The sequence below is a fragment of the Pseudomonas sp. R38(2017) genome, assembly GCF_002112395.1.
In the GTDB taxonomy this organism is placed as follows: Bacteria; Pseudomonadota; Gammaproteobacteria; order Pseudomonadales; family Pseudomonadaceae; genus Aquipseudomonas.
Genome location: NZ_NEHN01000004.1, coordinates 438,154 through 462,512 on the forward strand (window position 1 = coordinate 438,154; position 24,359 = coordinate 462,512).

Sequence of the window (24,359 nt, forward strand, 5' to 3'; positions counted from 1 at the left end):
GGTCAGAAATCACCCCACAGCTGCTGCGCCACTGCCAGCGCCACAACCGGCGCCGTCTCGGTACGCAGCACGCGCGGGCCGAGGCGGGCGGCGTGGAATCCGTTCCCCTTGGCCTGCTCGACTTCGGCGTCGGACAAGCCGCCTTCGGGGCCGATCAGGAATGCCAGGGTCGATGGTTTGGCGTGGCTGACCAACGGCTCGGCCACCGGGTGCAGGACCAGTTTCAGTTCGGCTTCGGTCTGTTTCAGCCAGTCGGCCAGCAGCACCGGTGGATGAATCACCGGAACCCGCGAACGACCACATTGCTCGCAGGCGCTGATCGCCACCTGGCGCCAGTGCAGCAGGCGTTTGTCGGCGCGTTCGTCCTTGAGGCGCACTTCGCAGCGCTCGCTGAAAATCGGGGTGATTTCGGTCACGCCCAGTTCGGTGGCTTTCTGGATCGCCCAGTCCATCCGCTCGCCCCGGGACAGGCCCTGGCCGAGGTGGATCTGTAACGGCGATTCGACCTGGCCGGCGAACTGCTCGTCGATCTGCACCACGACACGCTTCTTGCCGACTTCCACCAGCGATCCGCGAAACTCGTGGCCGGAGCCGTCGAACAACTGCACCGCATCGCCTTCGGCCATGCGCAGCACGCGGCTGATGTAATGCGCCTGGGCTTCCGGCAGTTCGTGTTCGCCGGTGCTGAGCGGGGCGTCGATAAAGAAGCGGGACAGTCTCATGGTGGTTCTCTAGAAAATTGAATCAGGATCGCTGTTGCGGCGAGTGACGCTTAGCCCGGATCACGGAAGCCGGGATGGAAATCCTTCGGCACCGCCAAGCTGACGCTGTCGCGGGTGGCAATGTCGATGCCTTCGCTGGCGACTTTGGCGAGGAAGTCGATCTGCTCCGGGGTGATCACGTACGGCGGCAGAAAATACACCACGCTGCCCAGCGGACGCAGCAACGCGCCACGCTCCAGCGCATGCTGGAACACCTTCAGGCCGCGACGCTCCTGCCACGCATAGGCTTGCTTGGTGGCCTTGTCCTTGACCATCTCGATGGCCAGGACCATGCCGGTCTGACGCACTTCGGACACATTCGGGTGATCGCTCAGATGCGCGGTCGAAGAAGCCATGCGTTGAGCCAGTGCGCGGTTGTTCTCGATCACGTTGTCCTGTTCGAAAATATCCAGGGTCGCCAACGCCGCCGCACAGGCCAGCGGGTTGCCGGTGTAGCTGTGCGAATGCAGGAAGGCGCGCAAGGTTGGGTAATCGTCGTAAAACGCGCTGTACACCTCGTCGGTGGTCAGGCACGCCGCCAACGGCAGATAACCGCCGGTCAGGGCTTTTGACAGGCACAGGAAATCCGGGCGGATGCCGGCCTGTTCGCAAGCAAACATGGACCCGGTACGACCGAAACCGACAGCAATTTCATCGTGGATCAAGTGCACACCGTAGCGGTCGCAGGCCTCGCGCAGCAGCTTGAGGTACACCGGGTGATACATGCGCATGCCGCCGGCGCCCTGGATCAGCGGCTCGACGATCACCGCAGCGACGCTGTCATGGTTCTCCGCCAGCGTCTGTTCCATGGCCGCGAACATGTTGCGCGAGTGTTCTTCCCAGCTCATGCCCTGCGGGCGCAGGTAGCAATCCGGGCTCGGCACCTTGATGGTGTCCATCAGCAGGGCTTTGTAGGTTTCAGTGAACAGCGGCACGTCGCCGACCGCCATCGCTGCCATGGTTTCGCCGTGGTAGCTGTTGGTCAGGGTGACAAAGCGCTTCTTGTTCGGCTGACCGCGGTTGAGCCAGTAGTGAAAACTCATTTTCAGCGCGACTTCGATGCAGGACGAACCGTTATCGGCGTAGAACACCCGGTTCAGGCCTTCCGGCGTCATCTTTACCAGACGCTCGGACAGTTCGATCACCGGCTGATGGCTGAAACCGGCCAGAATCACATGTTCCAGCTGATCGACCTGGTCCTTGATGCGCTGGTTGATGCGCGGGTTGGCGTGGCCGAACACGTTGACCCACCAGGAGCTGACCGCATCCAGGTAGCGCTTGCCTTCGAAGTCTTCCAGCCAGACGCCTTCACCGCGCTTGATCGGGATCAGCGGCAGCTGTTCGTGGTCTTTCATCTGGGTGCAGGGATGCCACAACACCGCGAGATCGCGTTGCATCCACTGGTTGTTCAGGCCCATGTTCAGTCTCCTCGAGGCGGCTCGCGTCAGGTGCGGGCAAACAATCGCGCAAGCCTATGCAATGCGTCGCGCCGGGACAACCCATTGCGTCGATTGAGCTACTTTGTATGGGCCGATAGACGTCGCTGGCGGCGTTTTGATGGCTGACGTATTCTTCGCGATTCTTTGGGTCGTATGACCCGCAAAACTGCATTTTCCTACGTGTTTTTCCGGAGTTCGCTGAATGTCTGTCGGTTGGCTGCGCGCCTGTGCGCTAGTGGTGTTGGGGCTTTTCAGCGTTACGGCGCTGGCCAAGGATAAAACCGCAATCGTGATCGGCGGCGGCCTGTCGGGCCTGACCGCGGCTTACGAATTGCAGAACAAGGGTTGGCAGGTCACGCTGCTGGAAGCCAAACCGAGCCTGGGCGGTCGCTCGGGCATGGCCACCAGCGAGTGGATCGGCAACGACAAGGCGCAGCCGGTGCTGAACAAGTACGTCTCGACCTTCAAGCTGAGCACCACGCCGGCCCCTGAATTCGTGCGTACCCCGGGTTACCTGATCGATGGCGAGTATTTCTCCGCCGCCGACCTGGCCACCAAGCAGCCGGCCACCGCGCAGGCGTTGAAAACCTTCGAGAAAACCCGTGACGATCTGGCGCGTTCGATCGACGATCCGCAGAACCCGGCGGCGACCAACACCCTGCACGCACTGGATCAGATCAACGTGTCGAGCTGGCTCGACAAGCAGAACCTGCCTGCCACCGCGCGTCAGTTGATCAACCAGGATATCCGCACCCATTACGACGAACCGTCGCGTCTGTCGCTGCTGTACTACGCACAGCAGAGCCGCGTTTATCGCGGCGTGTCCGACCGTGACATGCGCGCTTCGCGCCTGGTCGGTGGCAGCCCGGTGCTGGCCCAGGCCTTCGTCAAACAGCTGAAAACCATCAAGACCAGCTCGCCCGTTTCCGCGATCGTCCAGGACAAGGACGGCGTGACCGTCAAGGTCGGCGGCGTCGGCTATCAGGCAGACTACGTCGTGCTGGCGGTGCCATTGCGCGCCCTCGACAAGATTCAGCTGACCCCGGCCCTGGATGCCCAGCACCTGGCCGCGATCAAGGGCACCAACTACGGCTGGCGCGACCAGATCATGCTGAAGTTCAAGACGCCGGTTTGGGAAAGCAAGGCGCGTATGTCCGGCGAGATCTACAGCAACACCGGTCTGGGCATGTTGTGGATCGAGCCGGCCCTGAAGGGCGGCGCCAACGTGGTGATCAACCTGTCCGGCGACAACGCCCGCGTCATGCAGGCCTTCGGCGACAAGCAGATGGTCGATCAGGTGCTGATTCGTCTGCACGCGTTTTATCCACAGGCCCGTGGCGCGTTCACCGGTTATGAAATCCGTCGCTACAGCACCGACCCGTCGACTGGCGGTTCGTACCTGGCCTTCGGCCCGGGTCAGATCAGCAAATACTGGCGCCTGTGGGAGCGTCCGCTGCAGCGCGTAGCGTTTGCCGGCGAGCACACCGACACCCTGTACCCGGGCACCCTGGAAGGCGCGCTGCGCACCGGTCAGCGTGCGGCCAGTCAGGTGGAAGACCTGGCGGCAGGCAAATCCTTCGAACCGATCAAGGTCGGCCCGGCAGCGGCCACCGCAGCAGCGGCGGCAGGCGCAGCGGGTGCGGCCACGGCGGCGAAGAAAGGCAACTTCTTCACCAACCTGTTCGGTGGTTCGGATGACGACAAGAAACCGGAGCCAGTAAAAGCGCCAGAGCCGGCACCAGCTCCAGCCGCTCCAGCGCCTGCACCGACTCCGGCACCTGCGCCAGCGCCGGTGGAAGCGCCGAAGCCCGCAACCCCGGTAAAAGCCGAGCCAGCGAAGAAAGCGGCAGCCAAACCAGCGGCGAAAAAGCCTGCGGCCAAGACCGAGGCGAAAAAAGCCCCGGCCAAACCGGCAGCGAAAAAGGCTGAGCCGGCCAAAAAACCAGCCGCAAAACCGGCTGCGACCCCGGCGGCAGCGACCGATACCAAAGCGCAGTAAGGCTTTGCGGTGAATGAAAAAGCGCGGCTTTCAGGCCGCGCTTTTTTATGGATTAACCATTTTGGTCAATCTGCCCTAGGTTGGGCTTCAAGCTCCATTGGATGAGAGCCGGGGAGATGGTTCAGCGCTTTTCTTTGTGCTGAGAAGATGGAGCTGATGAAGACGAATGCTGCTGAGGAGACGCTTTGAGTGCCTCTTGCTTCCAAGAAGGCCATTGCTCAACGGTACGGCGAGATTCCGCTAAATGGTTGAGAAACTCTTCTTTAGTGGGCGTCATTTTGGCTTTCCTCTAGGTACCTTGATAGAAGGGTTGCAGCTATGGTTTCGCGTTCAATGTACGAGCAAGGCAGCATTTGGGTGCGTAATTTAGCATCGGACTCATTCCAGTCAAGAGCCTGACCATCCTCGGATTTTCTGGTTACTGGATAGCCACTACCGAGGTTAGTGGAGAATAGGTTGAAAAAGCTTCGTGGGCCAACTCCGATAAACGGTGCAAATACAACGTTGCTGCTTCTTTGATTCAGTGATATGGAATCTGAGTGAAAGTCGAGTGCTTTGCTTTTCGGGTATGGCTCAACATATACAACTCTCTTGATTCCAGCAGCCACAATGTGCTTCGCACAATTGTGACAGGGGAATGTCGTGCAGTATAAATCGCTACCATATGTACTAATTCCTAGCCTTGAGCTTGAAAGAAGTGCCTCCATTTCTGCATGAACAACTCTTCCATATTCGGTGATGTCTTTTATCTTGCTGCCCTTGATCAAGGGTTTTAGTTTTTCTTTGTATTCTTCTGGGATTACTTCAAGAATGCTGTCGATAATTAATTTTTTCTGTGTGGCGTTAGAGTCTTCTCCTCTCATGTAGTCGCGACCATCCTTTGCGTCAACGATTTCTTGAGTGACGTCGTCTACTTCCGGCCAGTACAGCCCTCCATGTGCTTTTGGTACATCGTTAGCACCTGTTGAGACGATGCATCTGTCTTTCGTTAGAACTGCACCCACCTGTCGAGAAAGATCAGCAGATCTTAATGACGCTGAGAATGCCATGAACATTGCGTATTCATCGAATGTTGGCGTTACGTATGGCTTGCCAAAAAGCAGATCAAAAACTCGCCATATCTGCTTTTTCAATGAGTCGGAGTTGCCGTTGTAGTCGATGAAAAAGTCGGATAAATGATAGGTGTCCTTCGTGTGTTGGCCATAGTCATCGCGTTCGTCCGCGTCTCTGTCGATCAATTTAGAGGCTTGCTCCTCGGGGATCGATTTTTCTTTTGTTAAATAGTCATGCCGTCTTGTGTGGTCAGCGTGGACGCCAATTAAGAAAAACCCGTTCGAGTATATTTTTCGTAGCCTTTGTACTTCGGCAGGGTTCTTCAGTGAATTGATAATAAAAGCTTTTCTGCGCAAGGCTTCTTGCTTGCCTCGTAGAAGGTTGATCCTGGCAGCAGCGCCGAGAGCAAGTATTGAATTGTCTTTGCTGTTTTTCCTTAGGTTGTTCCCTTCCTCCATAAAAGAACTGATCCTGCCAAATTCATCTGTGCTTGAAAGTGGGGAGCCTAATGTAGAGATTATATCCGTAGAGATTTTTATGTTTTCTGTTGTGTAGTTGAATTTGTAAAGCCGTTCCTCTATGAGTCTTGCAATTTCGTTTAGGTTGGTACCGATCGTGCCAACCAGGCCGATAACCAACTCAGAGTCTGAGTAGGAGTCATCGAGGAAATATGCGCCTGTCTCTGTCGAGCTTGTTGATAGTTCAGCGAAAGCAGTTTCTACCTCTATCGAAGTTTGTTCGATGTATGGGTGTTCAGAATCTGTGCCGCTGATCAGTAATCCTTCAACAAGTAGTCTTAATTGTTCGGCGGATCTCGGGTTTCCTTGAAATGTGATGCTCCCCGTTGAGGGGAACCAATTCATGATTCCTTTGCTATTGGCTCTGAATTGATGTTGGTTTTGGTTGACGACTCTCCATTCTCCAGCATGCTGGAGAGAGTTTAATTTTTGCATTAATTCTTCGAGTTCGCCGTCAAAACGCATCTTTTTTCCCTGTGTTGAATTGCGGTCCGTCAGGCACTGTTCCAGCTGTTGGACAATGGACTTACGTTTGCCCCACCTGAGAGTAGTAGCCACTCTGTCATAGGTCCAGATACGAAAGCCCCCTCAAGGTTTTTGTTCCGATGGTCAAAAAAACGCATAGCTTCTGTCCTGCTATCCCACTCAAATCGCCTCGAATTCCTAAATGAATTGAAGAATTTTCTGATGAGCGACTACGTGAGTGGGTGCTGGATTTGTATGATTTTTCTCGCTAAGACGTGTGATTCTGCTATGGGTTAATCTTTCCTTAACGCGACAGTCAGAAGCTCTTGATCGTATTTCTCGATATTTCAAAGCGAAATTTTCCGCTTTAATTCGATAGATAACTCGCTAGTCTTGGTTCGCAGTTCTCACAGGATTTGGGCAATGCAGCTACGTAACTCTTCTTCGCGCTACGGTTGGGTCAGCATCTTCATGCACTGGGGTGTGGCGCTGGCGGTCTTCGGGCTGTTCGCGCTGGGTCTGTGGATGGTAGGGCTGGATTACTACAGCAGCTGGCGCAAAGACGCGCCGGATCTGCACAAGAGCATCGGTCTGGTGCTGCTGGCTGTGATGGTGTTGCGGGTGCTGTGGCGCTTTGTCAGCCCTCCGCCGCCAACGCTGCAGAGCTACAGCCGCATGACCCGCATCGGCGCAAAGTTCGGCCACGGGTTTCTGTACCTTGCGCTGTTCGCCGTGATGATTGCCGGTTACCTGATTTCCACCGCAGACGGTGTCGGGATTCCGGTGTTTGGCCTGTTTGAAGTTCCTGCACTGGTTTCCGGACTACCGGATCAGGCAGATACCGCCGGGGTGATTCATTTGTACCTGGCGTGGGCGCTGGTAATTTTTTCCGGCCTCCATGCGTTGGCAGCATTGAAGCACCACTTTATCGATCGTGATGCGACCCTCACTCGAATGCTCGGTCGCAAAGCCTGAAGCTCAACCTCGACTCAAAGGAAAAGAAAGCATGTTGAAAAAGACTCTGGCCGCTCTGGCAATCGGTTCTGCCGTGCTGTCCGCCAACGTAATGGCTGCTGACTACACCGTCGACAAAGAAGGCCAGCACGCCTTCGTCGACTTCAAGATCAGCCACCTGGGCTACAGCTACATCACCGGTACCTTCAAGGACATCAGCGGCAAGTTCAGCTTCGATGCTGCCAAGCCTGAAGACAGCAAGATCGAGTTCGACGTGAAGACCGCCAGCGTGTTCACCAACCACGCCGAGCGTGACAAGCACATCGCCAGCAAAGACTTCCTGGACGTGGGCAAATTCGCTGACGCCAAGTTCGTCTCCACCAGCGTCAAGTCCACCGGCAAGAACGCCGATGGCAAAGACACTGCTGACGTGACCGGTGACCTGACCCTGCACGGCGTGACCAAGCCAATCGTGGTCAAGGCCACTTTCCTGGGTGAAGGCAAGGATCCATGGGGCGGCTACCGTGCCGGCTTCGAAGGCACCACCAGCATCAAGCGTTCTGATTTCGGCAAGATGATGGACCTGGGTCCACAGTCTGACAAAGTCGACCTGTACATCTCGTTCGAAGGTGTCAAAGCGAAGTAATTTTCGCCTGACACACAAAAACGCCCCCGGTCTTGCGACCGGGGGCGTTTTTTATTGCCTTGTCGAAACTCAGCGATTGCGGGTCAGCAAGGCCGGTTTCTCACCGCGTGGGCGGCTTGGCAGTTGATCGAGCTGCTCAGGCGTCGGGAAGCGGTCGGCTTTCGATTCCTTGTGCATGATCTTCGGGCCGCTGCTGCGCGGGTTCTGCACGGCCGGTTCGGCACGTTGCTGATCGTCACGGGCCGGACGGCGGTTGCGCGAGTTTTCGTCGCGGCGACCCTGGCCGTCACGCGGGGCTCCGTTGCGCGGGCCGTTGCGTTTGCCCGGCGGGGTGCCGGTGCTCGAGCCGTTGCTGTTGCGCGGGCCGTTCTGGCGACCTTGCGACTGACCGCCGCGTGGAGCGCCCGAACCCGCGCCTTGCGCCGGAGCACCTGGGCGACGGTTGCGACCACCGGCAGGTGCCTGCTTCGGTACGTAATCAACGCGGTTACCGAAGTTATCGATATCGTCGTCGAGGAACTCGTCCGGTGCACGATCAGCCGCAGCACGTGGCGGCTGGCTTGGCTGGCGCTGTTCGCGGGCCGGGGTGCCTTCGCGTGGTTTCTGCTGACGGGCTGGACGCTCGCCACGCTCACCGCGTTCGCCGGCAGGTTTTTCCTTGCCCTTGTCTTTGCCTTTGTCTTTACGACCGCCGCCACCGCCGCCATTCGGGCCATCGCCGCGCGGGCCACGACCGTTGCGCGGGTTGCGCATGTCCGGACGCTCGCGCACTTCAGGCTTTTCGGCCTCGATGGTGCTGGCGTCGAAGCCCATCAGATCGCCGTCGGCGATTTTCTGCTTGGTCATGCGTTCGATGCTTTTCAGCAGTTTTTCTTCGTCCGGTGCCACCAGCGAGATCGCTTCGCCCGAACGACCGGCACGGCCGGTACGACCGATACGGTGCACGTAGTCTTCATCGACGTTCGGCAGTTCGAAGTTGACCACGTGTGGCAACTGGTCGATATCCAGGCCGCGCGCCGCGATGTCGGTGGCAACCAGGATGCGTACCTGGTTGGCCTTGAAATCGGCCAGGGCTTTGGTGCGGGCGTTCTGGCTCTTGTTGCCGTGGATCGCCACAGCCGGCAGGCCGTGTTTGTCGAGGTACTCGGCCAGACGGTTGGCGCCGTGCTTGGTACGGGTGAACACCAGTACCTGTTCCCAGGCGCCGGCGGTGATCAGGTGAGCCAGCAGCGCACGCTTGTGGCTGGCCGGCAGACGGAAAACGCGTTGCTCGATGCGCTCGACCGTGGTGTTCGGCGGCGTCACTTCGATGCGTTCCGGGTTGTGCAGCAGCTTGCCGGCGAGGTCGGTGATGTCTTTGGAGAAGGTCGCCGAGAACAGCAGGTTCTGGCGCTTGGCCGGCAGGCGGGCGAGGACTTTCTTCACGTCATGGACGAAGCCCATGTCGAGCATGCGGTCGGCTTCGTCCAGCACGAGAATTTCAACATGGGACAGATCGATGCTGCCCTGGCCGCACAGGTCGAGCAGACGACCCGGGCAGGCAACCAGCACGTCCACACCGCGGGACATGGCCTGAACCTGGGGGTTCATGCCGACGCCGCCGAAGATGCAGGCGCTGACGAATTTCAGGTCACGGGCGTAGATCTTGAAGCTGTCGTGTACCTGGGCCGCGAGTTCGCGGGTCGGGGTCAGGACCAGGACGCGCGGCTGGCGCGGGCCGTGGCGCTGGGATTTGTCCGGGTGACCGTTGGGGAACAGCCGCTCCAGGATCGGAAGGGCGAAACCGCCGGTTTTACCGGTACCTGTCTGTGCCGCAACCATCAGGTCGCGACCTTGCAACACGGCGGGAATGGCCCGCTGTTGCACCGGAGTAGGCTCGGTATAGCCCGCGTCTTCGATAGCGCGGACCAAAGCCTCGGAGAGACCGAGGGAAGCAAAGGACATGAGTAATCCTGTTTTAGTTAGGGCTTGGCCCAATGGGAGTCTTGCCTGGCGCGAATGGCGTTTAAGAGGACGCAATCCCGTCCGGTCCTGCTGCGGTTCCGAAGGCACGTCCGGAGCGCTCGCGCGGGCTGAAAAGCTGCGCTGTAGCGGGTCGGGAGGCCTGTAACGGTTCCGGGCGTCCGGGCGTGAGCCTGGCGGGAACGCCGGAGTATAACAGAGCAATCACTGTGCGCCCCTTTCCTGCTGCTCAACGGTTTTGCCGCTGGCGGTGGCGCTGCTCAAGGGTTTTTCCGAAACCGGGGCTGCACCGTAGCGCGCGCTCAGCTCTGCATAGGCCGGTTCGCGCTTGAAACGCTTGAGTTCGGCGCCGAAGCGCTGCACCAGCAAATCCATCCCTGCGTTGCGCCGAACGGCCAAAAACTGGCTCTGACGGCTGATGACGGTGGGGTTTTCAGTGATCTGATCGCGGATATTCAGTTCATCAAGCAAATGCTGACCCACACGGCGATCGGTTATCAGCAGGTCGATGCGCCCGCGCACCAGTTTGCCGAAATTGGCTTCGTGGGTCGGGGCCGGTTCCCGGTTGAACAGGGTCGATTCGCTGAAGTCCGGGCTGTACAGATAACCCGGCGAGGTGCCGATGGTCAGGCCCTTGAGGTCTTCAAGGCTGCGAAAAGGGTGCGGTCGGTCGTTGGCGTAGAACATCACGAACTCGACGTCCGACAGCGGTTCGCTCGGGTAGAGCAGGGTGGCGTCGCGTTCGTCGCTGTGAAAGATGTCCAGCGCACCGTCGGCCTGCCCGGTTTCGAGCATCGACAGACAGCGCTTCCATGGCAGGAACTGCCACTCGACATCGATTCCAAGGCGCTTGAACACGATGGCAGTGGTTTCGTAGTCCAAGCCGAGCTTCTTGCCATCGGCTTCATACACGTACGGCGCCCACGGTTCGGTGACGATACGCAGCTTCTCGCCTCGAGCCGCAAAGCTCAGGCAAGCAAAAACCAGCACGGCGAATAACTGCGTGATCAAAGGCATGACTTGAGATTACGACGAGAAACGCCAAAGAGCCAGAAACTGGCAGCAGAAGCTCTGTTTCGGGCCTTAAAAGCAAAAGATCGCAGTTGCGACACCCCCACAGGAGCTGTCGAAACTTGCGATCTTCTGTTGTCGCATGACGTCTTCAGCTTGAGACGTGCAGCGGTATCAGCGTGGCAACTTCAGGTTGTTCCAGATCGCCAGGCTCGGTTCGGCCTGGTTCATGGAATAGAAGTGCAGGCCAGGCGCGCCGCCTTGCAGCAGGCGTTCGCACATCTCGGTGACGACTTGCTCACCAAAGCGCTGAATGCTTTGGCTGTCATCGCCGTAGGCTTCCAGCTGCTTGCGGATCCAGCGCGGGATTTCCGCACCGCAGGCATCGGAGAAACGCGCGAGTTTGCTGTAGTTGGTGATCGGCATGATCCCCGGCACGACCGGAATGTCCACGCCCAGCGCCTGCAAACGGTCGACGAAGTAGAAGTAGCTGTCGGCGTTGAAGAAGTACTGGGTGATCGCGCTGTCGGCACCGGCACGGGCCTTGCGCACGAAATTGGCGAGATCGTCTTCGTAGTTGCGCGCTTGCGGATGCATCTCCGGGTAAGCGGCGACTTCGATGTGGAAATGATTGCCGGTTTCTTCACGAATGAACTCAACCAGCTCATTGGCGTGACGCAGCTCACCGCTGGTCATGCCCATGCCGGACGGCAGGTCGCCACGCAGGGCAACGATGCGCTTGATGCCGGCAGCCTTGTACTCGTTCAGCAGGCCGCGCAAGTCGTCCTTGCTGTCGCCGACGCACGACAGGTGCGGGGCGGCGGGTACTTTGACTTCGCTTTCCAGCTGCAGCACGGTGTTCAGCGTGCGGTCACGGGTCGAGCCGCCCGCGCCGTAGGTGCAGGAAAAGAAGTCAGGATTGTAGGTGGCCAGCTGACGGGCAGTGGCGAGCAGTTTTTCATGCCCAGCATCGGTCTTGGTCGGGAAGAACTCGAAGCTGTAGCGGCGTTCTTGGGACATGGAGGGAGCCTCCAGTTACGAGCGGCAAGCTACACGCTGCGAAAGAAGCGGAGGTGCGCTGAACTCTCGTGCGTGAAACCTGCTGCCTGAAACTGTTTTGAAATAGGGGCAGAGCTCTCAAGCTTCGTACGGCAAGTCCGGCTTTTGACCTTGCTTGCCGCTTGAAGCTTGTAGCTCGCAGCTGCTCTTGTCTTAGTAGCGGTAAGCGTGCGGCTTGAACGGGCCTTCGACGGTCACGCCGATGTAGTCAGCCTGTTGCTTGGTCAGTTGGGTGACCACGCCGCCGAATCCGCGAACCATTTCCAGGGCCACTTCTTCGTCGAGTTTCTTCGGCAGTACTTCAACGGTCAGACGCTCGGCTTTCTGGGCTGGCGACAGGTCGGCGTACTTCTGGCCGAACAGGAAAATCTGCGCCAGAACCTGGTTGGCGAACGAACCGTCCATGATGCGGCTTGGGTGACCGGTGGCGTTGCCCAGGTTCACCAGACGGCCTTCGGCCAGCAGGATCAGGTAGTCGTCGTTCTGAGCGTCGAAAGCGCCCGGGCCTGTACGGTGGATCTTGTGTACCTGTGGCTTCACTTCTTCCCATGCCCAGTTCTTGCGCATGAAAGCGGTGTCGATTTCGTTGTCGAAGTGACCGATGTTGCAGACTACGGCGCGCTTCTTCAGGGCTTTGAGCATGTTTGCGTCGCAAACGTTGACGTTACCGGTGGTGGTCACGATCAGGTCGATCTTGCCCAGCAGCGCTTTGTCGATGCTTGCTTCGGTGCCGTCGTTGATACCGTCGATGAACGGCGAAACCAGTTCGAAACCGTCCATGCAGGCTTGCATGGCGCAGATCGGGTCGACTTCGGACACTTTAACGATCATGCCTTCCTGACGCAGGGACTGGGCCGAACCCTTGCCCACGTCACCGTAGCCGATGACCAGCGCTTGCTTGCCGGACAGCAGGTGGTCGGTGCCGCGCTTGATGGCGTCGTTCAGGCTGTGACGGCAGCCGTACTTGTTGTCGTTCTTGGACTTGGTCACCGAGTCGTTGACGTTGATGGCCGGGATGCGCAGTTCGCCCTTGGCCAGCATGTCCAGCAGACGGTGTACGCCGGTGGTGGTTTCTTCGGTCACGCCGTGAACGCGGTCCAGAACCTGTGGGTATTTCTTGTGCAGCAGCTCGGTCAGGTCGCCGCCGTCGTCGAGGATCATGTTGGCGTCCCATGGCTGGCCATCCTTCAGGATGGTCTGCTCCAGGCACCACTCGTACTCTTCTTCAGTCTCGCCTTTCCAGGCGAAAACCGGGATGCCGGCAGCGGCGATGGAAGCAGCGGCCTGATCCTGAGTCGAGAAAATATTGCAGGACGACCAGCGTACTTCGGCACCCAGGGCAACCAGGGTTTCGATCAGCACGGCGGTCTGAATGGTCATGTGGATGCAGCCGAGGATTTTTGCGCCTTTGAGCGGCTGCTCGGAAGCGTACTTGCGACGCAGACCCATCAGGGCCGGCATTTCCGACTCGGCGATGATGGTTTCGCGACGGCCCCAGGCAGCCAGGGACATGTCGGCAACTTTGTAATCGTTAAAATCTGCAGGCGTGATAACAGCGCTCATGAAGAGCCTCCATTCGTAATGTATGCGAATGGGCGCCGTTGTGCGTTTAGTGTCCGGCCTGAGCCAGTCAACGCCCCATCCGAGCCTGACAGGTTGAACCTGCTGCAGCGCCCCTCGGACAGGTGGCGGGCAAACGGTATCAAGTGAACGTTACCGTTTTGAAACGGGGGCGATTATAGCCGTCTAGACTGATCTTCCAAAGGGTTTCTGTCGGCCAGATGAAGATCGCTAATAGCGACCATAGTAGAACCCTCATGGAGCATGACCGCTCAGTCTGCCAAGATGGCGCCATCATTCGGCAAGACGCTCAGGAGTGAAGATGAATTTCCACACCCGCAAGTGGGTAAAACCCGAAGACCTCAACCCCAACGGCACCCTGTTCGGCGGCAGCCTGCTGCGCTGGATCGACGAAGAAGCGGCGATCTACGCCATCGTTCAACTGGGCAACCAGCGTGTGGTGACCAAGTACATTTCCGAGATCAACTTCGTCAGCGCCTCGCGCCAGGGCGACATCATCGAACTGGGCATCACCGCCACCGAGTTCGGCCGCACCTCGATCACCCTGACCTGTGAAGTGCGCAACAAGATCACTCGCAAGAGCATCCTGACCGTCGAGAAGATGGTCTTCGTCAACCTCGGCGAAGACGGCCTGCCGGCGCCGCACGGGCGGACCGAAATCAAGTACGTTAAAGATCAGTTCAAGGATGACGCGCCCGTTACCGAGTAATCGGCGCATCCCACAGAACGGAAACCGAGCGGCGCGTGTCGTAGCTTTATGACCCCGCCACCGGTTTCTCGCCATGACCACGCCAACAGACGGCAAGACCCCCGACCTCTCGGCCAAGGAACAACACGAAGTCGAGAAAAACCAACCGCCCCGGGCGGCGGTCCTGCATGAAATCATCCGCAAACAGGGCGATCAGGAACTTGAGCGCAGCATCGCCGCGTTGTGGTGGTCGGCGTTGGCGGCCGGGCTGACCATGGGCCTGTCGCTGATGGGCATGGGCCTGCTCAATTCCCGTCTGCCCGAGGGTGACGAGTTCAAGGTGATCGCCAGCTTCGGCTACTGCGCCGGTTTCCTCGCGGTGATCCTCGCCCGTCAGCAACTGTTCACCGAAAACACCCTGACCGCTGTTCTGCCGGTCATGACCAAACCGACGCTCGGCAATTTCGGCCGCTTGATCCGACTCTGGACGGTGGTGCTGTTCGGCAACCTGTGCGGGACGATTCTGGTGGCGTACGTGATGCTCGAGCTGCCGATCTTCGACAGCAAGACCGACGCAGCTTTCCTCGAAATCGGTCGCAAGGTCATGGAAAACCACGCGAGCCAGATGTTCGCCAAGGGCATCGTTTCCGGCTGGATGATCGCCACCATGGTCTGGATGATCCCGTCCATGGAGAGCGCGAAGATGTGGATCATTATCCTCATCACCTACCTCATGGCGCTGGGCGACTTTACGCACATCGTGGTGGGTTCGGCGGAGGTGTCGTATCTGGTGTTTGCCGGCGAGTTGCCGTGGAGTGAGTTCTGGGCGGTGTTTGCCGGGCCGACCCTGGCGGGGAACATCATCGGCGGCAGTTTCATCTTCGCCCTGATCAGCCATGCGCAGATCCGCAGCGAAAGCGGCAAACCTAAGGAGTCTGCGGATCAGGCGGAAAAGCCCGATCCGCAGCAGATCAAGAAATGATCAAGGGTGCGCAGATTCGACAGTGGCTGACGGCTCATCACGGGTGGCGTGCTTGACCAGTTTGCCGATGGTCAGACCCTGCAGCAGGATCGACGACAGCACCACGATGTAGGTGATGCTCAGTAACAGATCGCGCTCCGGGCCCAATGGCAGGGCCAGTGCCAAGGCCACCGAAACACCGCCACGCAAACCGCCCCAGGTCAGGATCCGGATGGTGCCGCGCGGCACCGTGCGCCAGCGCCGCAACAGAACGATGGCCGGGGCCACGGTGAGCAGACGCGACAACAGAATCGCCAGCGCCAGCAGGCTTGCTGCCGCCACGTGCAGCCAGTTGAACGGCAGCAGCAACAGCTCCATGCCGATCAGCGCGAACAGCAGGGCGTTGAGCATGTCGTCGAGCAACTCCCAGAAACCGTCCAGGTATTTACGCGTCATGTCGTTCATCGCCAGGTTGCGGCCGAGGTTGCCGATGATCAGACCGGCGACCACCATCGCAATCGGCGCCGAGACGTGCAGCTCGGTGGCCATCGCCGAGCCGCCGATGACCAGCGCCAAGGTCAGCATGACTTCGATCTGGTGCTGCTCGATGCTCTTGATCATCAGGTACACCAGATAACCGATCAGCCCGCCGAACAGCACGCCGCCGATGGCTTCATGGGCAAACAGCATGGCGGTGGCGCCGATGGTCGGGGTTTCGCCCAGTTGCGCGATGCCCAGCAACACGGTGAACACCACCACGGCAGTGCCGTCGTTGAACAGCGATTCGCCGACGATGGTGGTCTTCAACGGCTTCGAGGCGTTGGCTGTACGCAACACGCCGAGCACCGCGATCGGGTCGGTCGGGGAAATCAGTGCGCCGAACAACAGGCAGTAGAGGAAGCTCACGTGCCAGCCGAACAGGGCGAAGATGTAGTAGGCAAGGCTGCCGATCACGGCGGTGGCGATCAGTACGCCGAAGGTCGCCAGCAGGCCGATGGGCCAGCGATAGCTGCGCAGGTCGTTCAGGTTGACGTGCAAGGCGCCGGCGAACAGCAGGAACGACAGCATCCAGTTCATCAGCAGATCACCGAAGTCGATCTGGCCGATCAGTTGCTGTACGCGCTCTTCCAGGCCGGGATAACCCAGTAGGCTCAGGCCTTGCAGCAACAGGGAAAACATCAGTGCGGTAACCATCACGCCGATGGTCGGAGGCAAACCGATGAAGCGGAAATTCACGAAAGTGAGGAGGGTGGTGAGGCAGATGAAAGCGGCGACAAGTTCAAGCATCCGGGGTCCTTTGGATGGGGGTGAAAAGACAGCGCGCCTGTTCATGGGCGCAAGGGTTGGATGGGTAGACACCCTGTGGGGGCACAATTGTGTGGCCCGGGCAGGATTTTTTTGGCATTGGTCTGTGCTCAACCGGGTATGGCGAGGTCGCTTGACGTATAAACAGCGCCTGACACACCGCGAAGCAAAGACCTGATCAAATGGCTCGGGTTCAATAACAAGAATGAAGGAGTGACACGTGCTGGCGACAGCTCTGGTGTTGGTGGCGGCGCTGTTGCACGCCGCGTGGAATACCCTGATCAAGTTCAGCGCCGAGCGGTTGCTGGTGGTGGCCTGCATGGACACCGTGGCGCTGTTGTTTGTCGCGCTGGCCTTTCCTTTCATCAGGCTGCCGCCGCAGGAAATCTGGCCGTGGATTCTGGCGTCGGCGGCGTTCGAGTTGCTTTATCGCTACCTGCTGATCCAGGCCTATCGGGTCGGCGACCTGGGGCTGGTCTATCCGTTGATGCGCGGATTGTCGCCACTGGTGGTACTGGCGCTGACCCTGATCTTCGCCGGTGAAGTGCTGACCAACCAGCAGATCTTCGGAATCATGCTGATCCCGCTGGGCATGGCCTGCCTGCTCTGGCAGGGCGGTGGCGGGAAACACCTGCCATGGTCGATGTTGCCGGTGGTGGCGCTGATCGGGTTGTGCATCGGCTGCTACACCTACATCGATGGCCAGGCCTTGCGGCGCTGGTCGCATCCGCTGGATTACCTGGTCTGGGTCACGCTGCTCAGCGCCTGGCCGTTCCCGATGCTGGCGTGGGTCGCCAGGCGGCCGGCGTTCCTGCAGTTCTGGCGTGAACAATGGAAGCTGGGTCTGGCGGTCGGGTTCTGCGTGTTGTTCAGCTACGCTCTGGTGCTGTGGGCGATGCAACTGGGGTCGATTGCCGAAGCGGCAGCGTTGCGTGAAATCAGCGTGATTCTGGTGGTGCTGTTCGGCATGCGTTACCTGAAAGAACCTTTCGGCCGGCCACGGCTCTTAGCCTGTGGGCTGGTGCTGATCGGCATGCTGGTGATGAAGTTCTGACCCGCCAACTCTAAAAACTGAAGAAGGACGGCGTTATGACGGTGGCTCTGTGGTGCGTTTTTATTGCGATTTTTCTGCCCTATGTGTGCACGGGCGTGGCCAAGGCTGTCGGTGGTTATCGGCTGAGCGATAATCACGATCCTCGAGACTTTCTCGAAAGCCTGAACGGATTGGCCCGACGGGCCCATGCGGCGCAACTGAACAGTTTTGAAGTGACGCCGGCATTTGCGGCGGCGGTGATCGTCGCGCATCTGGTGGGCACGGCGCAGTTGGTGACGGTCAATGTGCTGGCGGTGCTGTTCATCACCAGTCGTCTGCTCTACATCATCTGCTATCTGGCGGACTGGGCGATTCTGCGGTCGCTGGTGTGGTTTGTCGGGATGGGGCTGATTGCCAGTTTCTTCTTCGTTTCGGTCTGAAGCTGAAAAAATCGCAGGCTGACGAGGCCTGCGATTTTTTGTGTTTCGCTTACTGCTTGTCGGCCACCTGCGGCACTTGCGGCAATGCCGCACCTTTTGGCCAGAGCATCCAGATCTGCCCCTGCTGCTTCATGTCACCGGCCAGTTGCCCGGCAGCATCGCCGGTGCCCCAGAACAGATCCGCACGAACCTCGCCGGCAATCGCGCCGCCGGTGTCCTGCGCTGCCACCGGGCGTACCAGCGCCGTGCCGTCAGGGCGGGTGGTCGACAGCCACAACAGGCTGCCCAACGGAATCACCTTGCGATCCACCGCCGCACTGTAACCGGCGGTCAGCGGCACATTCAACGAGCCGCGCGGGCCTTCGTTGCTGTCCGGGTTGCGGGTGAAGAATACATAGCTCGGGTTGCTGCCCAGCAACTCCGGAATGCGCGATGGATTGGCCTTGGCCCAGTTGCTGATTGCGCCCATGGTCACGTCTTCTTTCTTCAGCTCGCCCTGTTCCACCAGCCAGCGGCCGATCGGTCGATACGGATGACCGTTCTGGTCGGCGTAGGCGATGCGCAGTTGCCGGCCGTCATCGGTCTGAATCCGCCCTGAACCCTGGATCTGCAGGAATTGCAGGTTCATCGGATCGGTCAGCCATGCCACCACGGGCGCCTTGACGCCTTTGCTCTCGATGGTCGCGGCGTCGTCGTAAGGTTTGAGCACCCGGCCTTCGAGGCGTCCGCGCAGACGCTTGCCTTTCAACTCCGGGTAAATGCTGTCCAGGGACACGATGATCATGTCCTCGGGCACGCCGTACACCGGCACGTTGGCGGTTGCTGTTTGCGTCAGGCTGCCGGGGTAGACCGGTTCGTAGTAGCCGGTGATCAGACCGTTGGGATTGTCGTGCTCGGCACGCAGACCGAAGACGTCGAGGTGTTGCTTGAGGAAGCTGCGGATGTCGCCGGCGCTTTGCGGCACATTGGCGGCCGCCGCGCAGGTGGCGCCCCAGATCGGGTCAGCCTTGAGCCGGGTGCAGGCGCTGCGCCACGAACCGAAACCGGCCACCAGATCGTTGTCGGAAACCGCAGGCAGGGCTTCCCAGGTGGCGCTGGAGTAAGTGGCCAGTGCGTGGGTTTTCGGCTTGGCACTGTCGCCCCCGGTGCAGCCGGCAAGGATTGCCAGCAGCGGCAGGGTCGCGATGAGTGGGTGACGCCAGGCCTTGAAACGGCTGTTCATGGAGAGTTTCCTGTGTCGGTTGCAGGCGTGCTCCATGCGCGCAAGCAACCCGTATTATTAATAGGGCTATTGGTGTTTGGCGGTGAGGCGAGGATACTGGCCGCCGAATTCCGTGACCTGAAGCCACCATGACTCTTAAAAGACTTTCTGTTGTATTGCTGGCCTGTCTGACCTTGTCCGCCTGCGGCGGTGTCGATCCCAATTCCCCGTTGGGCCAGCGCAAGGCGATCTTCAAGCAGATGCTCAAGACCGGCGAAGATCTGGGCGGCATGCTGCGCGGACGCATCCCCTTCGACGGGCCGAAATTCACGGAAGGCGCGGTCAAGCTCGATGCGCTGTCCCATGAACCGTGGAAGCATTTCCCGTCGGTGCGCGAAGAAGATCACACCAGCGCCAAGGACGATGTCTGGCAGCGACAGGCACGTTTCCAGGAAATGGCCCGGACCCTCGAGGCGGCCACTGGTGAGCTGGTGATCGCCAGCAGGGTTCAGCCGTACAAGGCCAGTAACCTGGGGCCGGCGGTGCAGAAGGTCGAAGATGCCTGCAGTGCCTGTCATAAAGAGTTTCGGGATCATTGATGTTCAAGGGATCGCAGCCTTTGGCTGTGATCCCTTGCTTTGTTACTTGTCCAGTTCGTCCAGCGCGTCCTGCAATTCCTTGCGAGACTCGGCGAGCTTGTTCTTGCGCTTGTCGATCTTCTCCGGATCGCCTTTCTTCATCGCTTTGTCGAGATCTGCCTGGCGCTTGCTCACTTCGTGCTTGGCGTCGAGCACCTTGTTTTCACGTTCCTTTTTCAGACCGGCGTCGGTGCAGTGTTCGGTGACTTCGCGCAGGGCGGTTTCCAGACCGGCCTGCTGGTCAGCGTTGCCGCGGGATTTGGCCTGTTCGATCTGATTGATGATGCCTTGCTTCTTGGCAGCACAACCGGTCAGACCCGGGGCGTCTTCGCCAGCCATCGCGGGGGCGGCCATTACGCCACAAAGAGTCAGCATGGCGAGCGGTGCGAGAAATTTCATAAAAGCTCCATGTGCAAAGGCAATCGGGTCGGGAAAGCACTGCGCTGTTGGAGCGCTTCGGCGACTGTTGGGTTCCCGGCGTACCGGGATGCATGTTCAGAAACCGTCGATTCCGGCGGCACGTAAGGTTTCACTCAGGGCCAGCACCTGCGGGTCGCGAAAAAAAGCGTTCAATTGCGCCGCACGACCGGGGCCGATTCCGGGTTCTGCCTGCCATTGTTCGGTATTTCGTTGTGCCAGCGCTTGCCATGAGTCAGCCAAGGAAGCCTGGCCGGTCGGCGGCAGCCCGAGGGCTTTGAGCCATTGGGTGAAAGGGCGCTGGCGAGCGCTGTGAAAACTGTGCGACAGGCGAGCGCTGCTGCGCTCGCCGAGGCCGGCAATCTTAGCAAGCTCTGGCTCGTCGAGGGGCAACCAATCCAGCAGGCTGTTCAGGCGGCCTGTATCCAGAAGTTTCTCCCACGTGCCGCGACCGACATGGGGCAGTGCCAGCCCTTGCTTGCCGCCAAGCCAGATCAGGCGCGCGAGGAACTGACTCTCGCACCCGGGCGTCGGTTGCCAGCAGCTTAGCGGGTGAAAGTCGCTGGCGAACGGGACATTTAATTCGACGCGCTCCGTGCTGCGCAGCACGACGCTGTCGAGTCGCGGAATCGTCAGCCCGGCCAGGCTGATCGCCACTTGGTCACCAGGGCGAATATCCAGTTCCTGCCAGCGTTTGAGTGAGCTGACGCTGACCCGTCTGATCTGGCGGTCGTCGAGCATGACCGGCGTCAATTCCAGCACAGGGGTGATGCGCCCGGTACGGCCGATCTTGAAATTGACCTTGCGTACATCGGCCAATGCCTGGGCGAACGGGTACTTCCAGGCCACGGCCCAGAAAGGCGAGCGCGCCTGCCAGCGTTCGGCAGCAGGACGCTGGCTCTGACGCAGGACGATGCCGTCGCTGGCAAAGGGCAGCGGCGAGCGATACCAGTGATCGCGCCACTGCTGCGCATCGGCAAGGCCACTGACGGGGTGGCTGTAAGGTTCTATCGTGGCGAAGCCCAGAGTTGCCAGACCTGTGATTCGCTCTGTCAGGCTGTTCGGTCCCAGCGGCCAGTCCCAGACAAACAGCCCGATGCCCGCTGCCTGTTCGGCACTCAAGTCCTTGCGTCCCATCAGGCCGGCGACTGTTGCGCGGGCATTGGCGCTGCCGGCGCGAGCCTGGATATGGTCGGTCAGTCGCCAATAGAGTTCGCCCTGCACTGACAGATCCAGCGGTTGTGTCAGTTGCTGGGGAATGGCGCTGATCTGGTGTGCCGAGGCGGTCCAGTCCTGCCCCCGAATCCCGTCGCCGCGACTGATCGCCTGCTGTAAACGCCCGGCGCGATAGACCAGCGTGATGGCCACGCCGTCGATCTTGGGTTGTGCCCAGACGTCCTTGCGGTCGCGCAGCCAGGCTTCGATGTCCGCAGCGTCGTGAAGTTTGTCGAGACCAGTATGGGCGATCGGGTGCGCGACCGGACCGGCCGCAGTCCGTAACGGCTTGGTCGGTGAAGGAAGTTTGAAGCACTGGCGCCATTCGCCGAGTCGGGTGCGGGACTGATCGTAGAGTTCATCGGCGATCAGCGACCGGCCTTTGCGGTGATAGGTGTCGTCCCACTGATCGATCTGCTGCTGCAGGGCGGTGATTTCGCTTCGGGCCCGGTCGACAGCCCAGTCCGGGCAATCGTCAGCAAAGGCGCCGAGGTGGGCGGAGAACAGCAGGAAAATGCAAAACAGGCGCAGTGTGGCAAGCATCGTGAGCGTCCTTGCTCAGGGAGATACCTGAAGGCTAGCCGGGATTTTCCAGCGGGCCGGTCGGCTGTTTTGCCGGGTGTTTCGCGGCCATGAAAAAGCCCCGCACGGCGAACCGTGCGGGGCTTCTTGTATCGCCAGGAAATTACAGGCCGGCAGCAGAACGCAGAGCGTCGGCGCGGTCGGTTTTTTCCCAGGTGAAAGTGGAGAAAGTGTCTTCGCCAACAGTCTTGGTCTGCGGAGCACGGCCGAAGTGGCCGTAGGCTGCGGTTTCCTGGTACATCGGGTGCAGCAGGTCGAGCATGGTGGTGATTGCGTATGGACGCAGGTCGAACACTTCGCGGACCAGTTTGATGATCTTGTCATCGCTGATCTTGCCGGTGCCGAAGGTGTTCAGCGAGATCGAAGTAGGCTGGGCCACACCGATCGCGTAGGAAACCTGAATCTCGCAACGCTCGGCCAGGCCAGCAGCCACGATGTTCTTGGCAACATAACGGCCAGCGTAGGCAGCCGAACGGTCAACCTTCGATGGATCTTTACCGGAGAACGCGCCGCCGCCGTGACGGGCCATGCCGCCGTAGCTGTCGACGATGATCTTGCGACCGGTCAGGCCGCAGTCGCCAACCGGGCCGCCGATGATGAACTGGCCGGTCGGGTTGATGTGGAACTGGGTGTCCTTGCTCAGCAGTTCGGCAGGCAGCACGTGCTTGACGATCAGCTCCATCACGCCTTCGCGCAGGTCGTTGTACGACACTTCAGGGTTGTGCTGGGTCGACAGGACCACGGCGTCGATACCGACAACCTTGCCGCCTTCGTAACGGCAGGTCACTTGCGACTTGGCGTCCGGACGCAGCCAAGGCAGCAGACCCGATTTACGGGCTTCGGCCTGACGCTGCACCAGTTGGTGCGAGAAGGTGATCGGTGCCGGCATCAGCACGTCGGTTTCGTTGCTGGCGTAGCCGAACATCAGGCCCTGGTCGCCGGCGCCCTGATCTTCAGGCTTGGCACGGTCAACACCCTGGTTGATGTCAGGCGACTGCTTGCCGATGATGTTCATCACGCCGCAGGTAGCGCCGTCGAAGCCGACGTCGGAGCTGGTGTAGCCGATGTCGCAGATCACGTCACGAACGATCTGCTCCAGGTCGACCCAGGCGCTGGTGGTCACTTCACCGGCAACGATGGCCACGCCAGTCTTGACCAGGGTTTCCACCGCAACGCGTGCGTGCTTGTCCTGGGCGATGATGGCGTCCAGCACTGCATCGGAAATCTGGTCGGCGATTTTGTCCGGATGTCCTTCAGACACGGACTCGGAGGTGAAGAGGGAGTATTCGCTCATCTCGATGTTTTCCTGAATTTACCGATGGTGAGTGTCGCCAGCCGGTCGCTGAAAATGGCGAACCTGGATCTGGAAACCATTACGTAAGCCTACATAGAGGCTTTCCCCGGGAACGAGTCCCGCAGCGGTGGCCCAACGGGCCAGATCGTCCTGTTCAAACCCCAACCACAGATCACCGCAGGCCTCCCTGGCCCAACTCTGGTTGTGGCTACATAACTCTGTCACGAGCAGGCTACCGCCCGGTTGCAGCAGGCTGGCCATGTGCTTGAGCGCTTCGGCCGGCGCGGCGAAATGGTGCAACACCATGTTCAACACCACGCAATCGGCCTGAAGGCTCACGCCATTCAATGCATCGGCCAATTGCAGGCTGACGTTAGTCAGCTTTTCACGTTCACATACCTGGCGGGCCAGTTCGAGCATCGCCGCGCTGTTGTCCAGTGCGGTTACGGTGCCGAAGCGACGCGCCAGTTCCGGCAGGAATGCACCATCGCCGGGGCCGACTTCAATGGCCGTGGCAGCGCCATTGAAATTCAGTTTGTCGAGCAGGGCCAGCACGCTTTCACGGTATTGCGGCAGGCCGGCAATCAAATCCTGCTGGGCGCGGAATTTCTCCGCGACCCGGGCGAAAAAGTCCTGGCTGTTGGCAGCACGCTGTCCATGGACCTGTGCGATTCGTGTTTCCACGTCGGCCGGCAGCGCCAGATTGTCGACTTCTTCTAACAATGCAGCGTGCAACTTGCCGCCCAGCAACTCGGTGTGGGGCAGGGCGCGGCGATAGAAAATCGCATTGCCTTCTCGGCGAGTCGCCACCAGATCCGCCTGCGCCAGTACTTTAAGGTGATGGCTCATGCCGGACTGGCCGATATCGAAAATCTGCGCCAGTTCCAGTACGCCGAACGAATCGTTGGCCAGGGCGCGCAATACATTCAGCCGCAGCGGATCGCCGCCGGCCTTGCAAAGGGCCGCCAGCTCGTCGCAATCGTCATGGCGAATGGAAGGCACGCGTAAGTTCATAGGGCCAGCAGTCTAGAGACGGCCGGAAAACACCGCAAGGTCAATATCAAAAAGTTTTGATATTGCTCGATGGGTGGCACTTTTTATTGCACTTCTCACTGACCGGTTAACTCTACAGACGAA

General features: G+C 59.6%; 21 protein-coding genes and 1 riboswitch. Of the genes, 8 read left to right on the forward strand and 13 right to left on the reverse strand.

Annotation, left to right across the window (positions count from 1 at the left end):
* Positions 1–2: 2 nt before the first annotated feature.
* Together CAF87_RS12005 and CAF87_RS12010 are read right to left on the reverse strand one after the other, a co-directional pair.
* A complete protein-coding gene (locus CAF87_RS12005; protein WP_085731594.1) occupies positions 3–722 on the reverse strand; it encodes a 16S rRNA (uracil(1498)-N(3))-methyltransferase in 720 nt (239 codons plus the stop codon).
* A gap of 50 nt (positions 723–772) precedes the next feature.
* The gene (locus CAF87_RS12010; RefSeq protein WP_085731595.1) at positions 773–2,179 is read right to left on the reverse strand and encodes an adenosylmethionine--8-amino-7-oxononanoate transaminase; all 1,407 of its coding nucleotides are present in this window, start codon (positions 2,177–2,179) and stop codon (positions 773–775) included.
* Between the two features lie 223 nt (positions 2,180–2,402).
* Between CAF87_RS12010 and CAF87_RS12015 the strand changes: the two genes are divergently transcribed.
* Positions 2,403–4,199, forward strand: coding sequence for a flavin monoamine oxidase family protein (locus CAF87_RS12015; RefSeq protein ID WP_085731596.1), 1,797 nt, complete (start codon positions 2,403–2,405; stop codon positions 4,197–4,199).
* Positions 4,200–4,462: 263 nt separating this feature from the next.
* On the opposite strand, the gene CAF87_RS12020 is transcribed toward CAF87_RS12015, so the two are convergent.
* Positions 4,463–6,328, reverse strand: coding sequence for an anti-phage dCTP deaminase (locus tag CAF87_RS12020; RefSeq protein ID WP_256576006.1), 1,866 nt, complete (start codon positions 6,326–6,328; stop codon positions 4,463–4,465).
* A 330-nt stretch (positions 6,329–6,658) separates the two neighbouring features.
* Between CAF87_RS12020 and CAF87_RS12025 the strand changes: the two genes are divergently transcribed.
* Together CAF87_RS12025 and CAF87_RS12030 are read left to right on the forward strand one after the other, a co-directional pair.
* Positions 6,659–7,210 (forward strand): cytochrome b, encoded by a 552-nt coding sequence (locus CAF87_RS12025; RefSeq protein WP_085731598.1) that lies wholly within the window; start codon positions 6,659–6,661, stop codon positions 7,208–7,210.
* 31 nt (positions 7,211–7,241) lie between these two features.
* Entirely contained in the window at positions 7,242–7,835 is a 594-nt protein-coding gene (locus CAF87_RS12030; protein WP_085731599.1) for a YceI family protein, read from the forward strand.
* A gap of 69 nt (positions 7,836–7,904) precedes the next feature.
* On the opposite strand, the gene CAF87_RS12035 is transcribed toward CAF87_RS12030, so the two are convergent.
* From CAF87_RS12035 to ahcY, 4 genes are all read right to left on the reverse strand, one after another.
* Positions 7,905–9,779 (reverse strand): DEAD/DEAH box helicase, encoded by a 1,875-nt coding sequence (locus tag CAF87_RS12035; RefSeq protein ID WP_085709104.1) that lies wholly within the window; start codon positions 9,777–9,779, stop codon positions 7,905–7,907.
* A 222-nt stretch (positions 9,780–10,001) separates the two neighbouring features.
* Complete coding sequence (locus tag CAF87_RS12040) at positions 10,002–10,814, reverse strand: ABC transporter substrate-binding protein (protein ID WP_085731600.1); 813 nt, start codon at positions 10,812–10,814, stop codon at positions 10,002–10,004.
* Between the two features lie 168 nt (positions 10,815–10,982).
* A complete protein-coding gene (gene metF / locus CAF87_RS12045) occupies positions 10,983–11,828 on the reverse strand; it encodes a methylenetetrahydrofolate reductase [NAD(P)H] (protein ID WP_085731601.1) in 846 nt (281 codons plus the stop codon).
* Positions 11,829–12,020: 192 nt separating this feature from the next.
* The gene (ahcY, locus tag CAF87_RS12050) at positions 12,021–13,430 is read right to left on the reverse strand and encodes an adenosylhomocysteinase (RefSeq protein ID WP_085709106.1); all 1,410 of its coding nucleotides are present in this window, start codon (positions 13,428–13,430) and stop codon (positions 12,021–12,023) included.
* 23 nt (positions 13,431–13,453) lie between these two features.
* A riboswitch (S-adenosyl-L-homocysteine riboswitch) is annotated at positions 13,454–13,552 on the reverse strand.
* 197 nt (positions 13,553–13,749) lie between these two features.
* Here ahcY and CAF87_RS12055 point away from each other — a divergent pair.
* Both CAF87_RS12055 and CAF87_RS12060 read left to right on the forward strand, forming a co-directional pair.
* Positions 13,750–14,157 (forward strand): acyl-CoA thioesterase, encoded by a 408-nt coding sequence (locus CAF87_RS12055; protein ID WP_085731602.1) that lies wholly within the window; start codon positions 13,750–13,752, stop codon positions 14,155–14,157.
* Between the two features lie 73 nt (positions 14,158–14,230).
* Positions 14,231–15,118 carry a formate/nitrite transporter family protein gene (locus CAF87_RS12060; RefSeq protein ID WP_085731603.1) on the forward strand — a complete coding sequence of 296 codons (888 nt, stop codon included), beginning with the start codon at positions 14,231–14,233 and terminating at the stop codon, positions 15,116–15,118.
* Here CAF87_RS12060 and CAF87_RS12065 read toward each other — a convergent pair whose 3' ends face one another.
* Positions 15,119–16,384, reverse strand: coding sequence for a sodium:proton antiporter (locus CAF87_RS12065; RefSeq protein ID WP_085731604.1), 1,266 nt, complete (start codon positions 16,382–16,384; stop codon positions 15,119–15,121). It lies immediately after the preceding gene.
* A 238-nt stretch (positions 16,385–16,622) separates the two neighbouring features.
* Here CAF87_RS12065 and CAF87_RS12070 point away from each other — a divergent pair, with 238 nt between their 5' ends.
* Together CAF87_RS12070 and CAF87_RS12075 are read left to right on the forward strand one after the other, a co-directional pair.
* The gene (locus tag CAF87_RS12070) at positions 16,623–17,456 is read left to right on the forward strand and encodes an EamA family transporter (protein ID WP_085731605.1); all 834 of its coding nucleotides are present in this window, start codon (positions 16,623–16,625) and stop codon (positions 17,454–17,456) included.
* A 35-nt stretch (positions 17,457–17,491) separates the two neighbouring features.
* Positions 17,492–17,875: an MAPEG family protein gene (locus tag CAF87_RS12075; protein WP_085731606.1), complete on the forward strand. Its 384-nt coding sequence runs from the start codon at positions 17,492–17,494 to the stop codon at positions 17,873–17,875.
* A 49-nt stretch (positions 17,876–17,924) separates the two neighbouring features.
* Here CAF87_RS12075 and CAF87_RS12080 read toward each other — a convergent pair whose 3' ends face one another.
* Positions 17,925–19,097, reverse strand: a complete 1,173-nt coding sequence (locus CAF87_RS12080) for a murein transglycosylase A (protein WP_085731607.1) — start codon at positions 19,095–19,097, stop codon at positions 17,925–17,927.
* Between the two features lie 128 nt (positions 19,098–19,225).
* Here CAF87_RS12080 and CAF87_RS12085 point away from each other — a divergent pair, with 128 nt between their 5' ends.
* Positions 19,226–19,675, forward strand: coding sequence for a cytochrome c (locus tag CAF87_RS12085; RefSeq protein ID WP_085731608.1), 450 nt, complete (start codon positions 19,226–19,228; stop codon positions 19,673–19,675).
* 42 nt (positions 19,676–19,717) lie between these two features.
* Here the strand turns inward: CAF87_RS12085 and CAF87_RS12090 are convergent, their stop codons facing one another.
* The 4 genes from CAF87_RS12090 to CAF87_RS12105 all read right to left on the reverse strand — a co-directional run bounded on the left by CAF87_RS12090 (position 19,718) and on the right by CAF87_RS12105 (position 24,236).
* Positions 19,718–20,113, reverse strand: coding sequence for a DUF1090 domain-containing protein (locus CAF87_RS12090; RefSeq protein WP_085731609.1), 396 nt, complete (start codon positions 20,111–20,113; stop codon positions 19,718–19,720).
* Positions 20,114–20,209: 96 nt separating this feature from the next.
* Positions 20,210–21,889 carry an NAD-dependent DNA ligase LigB gene (gene ligB / locus CAF87_RS12095; RefSeq protein WP_085731610.1) on the reverse strand — a complete coding sequence of 560 codons (1,680 nt, stop codon included), beginning with the start codon at positions 21,887–21,889 and terminating at the stop codon, positions 20,210–20,212.
* 142 nt (positions 21,890–22,031) lie between these two features.
* Entirely contained in the window at positions 22,032–23,222 is a 1,191-nt protein-coding gene (metK, locus tag CAF87_RS12100) for a methionine adenosyltransferase (protein WP_011336330.1), read from the reverse strand.
* A gap of 18 nt (positions 23,223–23,240) precedes the next feature.
* The gene (locus CAF87_RS12105; RefSeq protein WP_085731611.1) at positions 23,241–24,236 is read right to left on the reverse strand and encodes a metalloregulator ArsR/SmtB family transcription factor; all 996 of its coding nucleotides are present in this window, start codon (positions 24,234–24,236) and stop codon (positions 23,241–23,243) included.
* Positions 24,237–24,359: the final 123 nt, after the last annotated feature.

What these genes read in the sequence shown, in the direction of transcription:
- CAF87_RS12005 (WP_085731594.1), bottom strand. Translation starts at nt 722, where the DNA reads ATGAGACTGTCCCGCTTCTTTATCGACGCCCCGCTCAGCACCGGCGAA.
- CAF87_RS12010 (WP_085731595.1), bottom strand. Translation starts at nt 2,179, where the DNA reads ATGGGCCTGAACAACCAGTGGATGCAACGCGATCTCGCGGTGTTGTGG.
- CAF87_RS12015 (WP_085731596.1), top strand. Translation starts at nt 2,403, where the DNA reads ATGTCTGTCGGTTGGCTGCGCGCCTGTGCGCTAGTGGTGTTGGGGCTT.
- CAF87_RS12025 (WP_085731598.1), top strand. Translation starts at nt 6,659, where the DNA reads ATGCAGCTACGTAACTCTTCTTCGCGCTACGGTTGGGTCAGCATCTTC.
- CAF87_RS12030 (WP_085731599.1), top strand. Translation starts at nt 7,242, where the DNA reads ATGTTGAAAAAGACTCTGGCCGCTCTGGCAATCGGTTCTGCCGTGCTG.
- CAF87_RS12035 (WP_085709104.1), bottom strand. Translation starts at nt 9,779, where the DNA reads ATGTCCTTTGCTTCCCTCGGTCTCTCCGAGGCTTTGGTCCGCGCTATC.
- CAF87_RS12040 (WP_085731600.1), bottom strand. Translation starts at nt 10,814, where the DNA reads ATGCCTTTGATCACGCAGTTATTCGCCGTGCTGGTTTTTGCTTGCCTG.
- metF (WP_085731601.1), bottom strand. Translation starts at nt 11,828, where the DNA reads ATGTCCCAAGAACGCCGCTACAGCTTCGAGTTCTTCCCGACCAAGACC.
- ahcY (WP_085709106.1), bottom strand. Translation starts at nt 13,430, where the DNA reads ATGAGCGCTGTTATCACGCCTGCAGATTTTAACGATTACAAAGTTGCC.
- CAF87_RS12055 (WP_085731602.1), top strand. Translation starts at nt 13,750, where the DNA reads ATGAATTTCCACACCCGCAAGTGGGTAAAACCCGAAGACCTCAACCCC.
- CAF87_RS12060 (WP_085731603.1), top strand. Translation starts at nt 14,231, where the DNA reads ATGACCACGCCAACAGACGGCAAGACCCCCGACCTCTCGGCCAAGGAA.
- CAF87_RS12065 (WP_085731604.1), bottom strand. Translation starts at nt 16,384, where the DNA reads ATGCTTGAACTTGTCGCCGCTTTCATCTGCCTCACCACCCTCCTCACT.
- CAF87_RS12075 (WP_085731606.1), top strand. Translation starts at nt 17,492, where the DNA reads ATGACGGTGGCTCTGTGGTGCGTTTTTATTGCGATTTTTCTGCCCTAT.
- CAF87_RS12080 (WP_085731607.1), bottom strand. Translation starts at nt 19,097, where the DNA reads ATGAACAGCCGTTTCAAGGCCTGGCGTCACCCACTCATCGCGACCCTG.
- CAF87_RS12085 (WP_085731608.1), top strand. Translation starts at nt 19,226, where the DNA reads ATGACTCTTAAAAGACTTTCTGTTGTATTGCTGGCCTGTCTGACCTTG.
- CAF87_RS12090 (WP_085731609.1), bottom strand. Translation starts at nt 20,113, where the DNA reads ATGAAATTTCTCGCACCGCTCGCCATGCTGACTCTTTGTGGCGTAATG.
- ligB (WP_085731610.1), bottom strand. Translation starts at nt 21,889, where the DNA reads ATGCTTGCCACACTGCGCCTGTTTTGCATTTTCCTGCTGTTCTCCGCC.
- metK (WP_011336330.1), bottom strand. Translation starts at nt 23,222, where the DNA reads ATGAGCGAATACTCCCTCTTCACCTCCGAGTCCGTGTCTGAAGGACAT.
- CAF87_RS12105 (WP_085731611.1), bottom strand. Translation starts at nt 24,236, where the DNA reads ATGAACTTACGCGTGCCTTCCATTCGCCATGACGATTGCGACGAGCTG.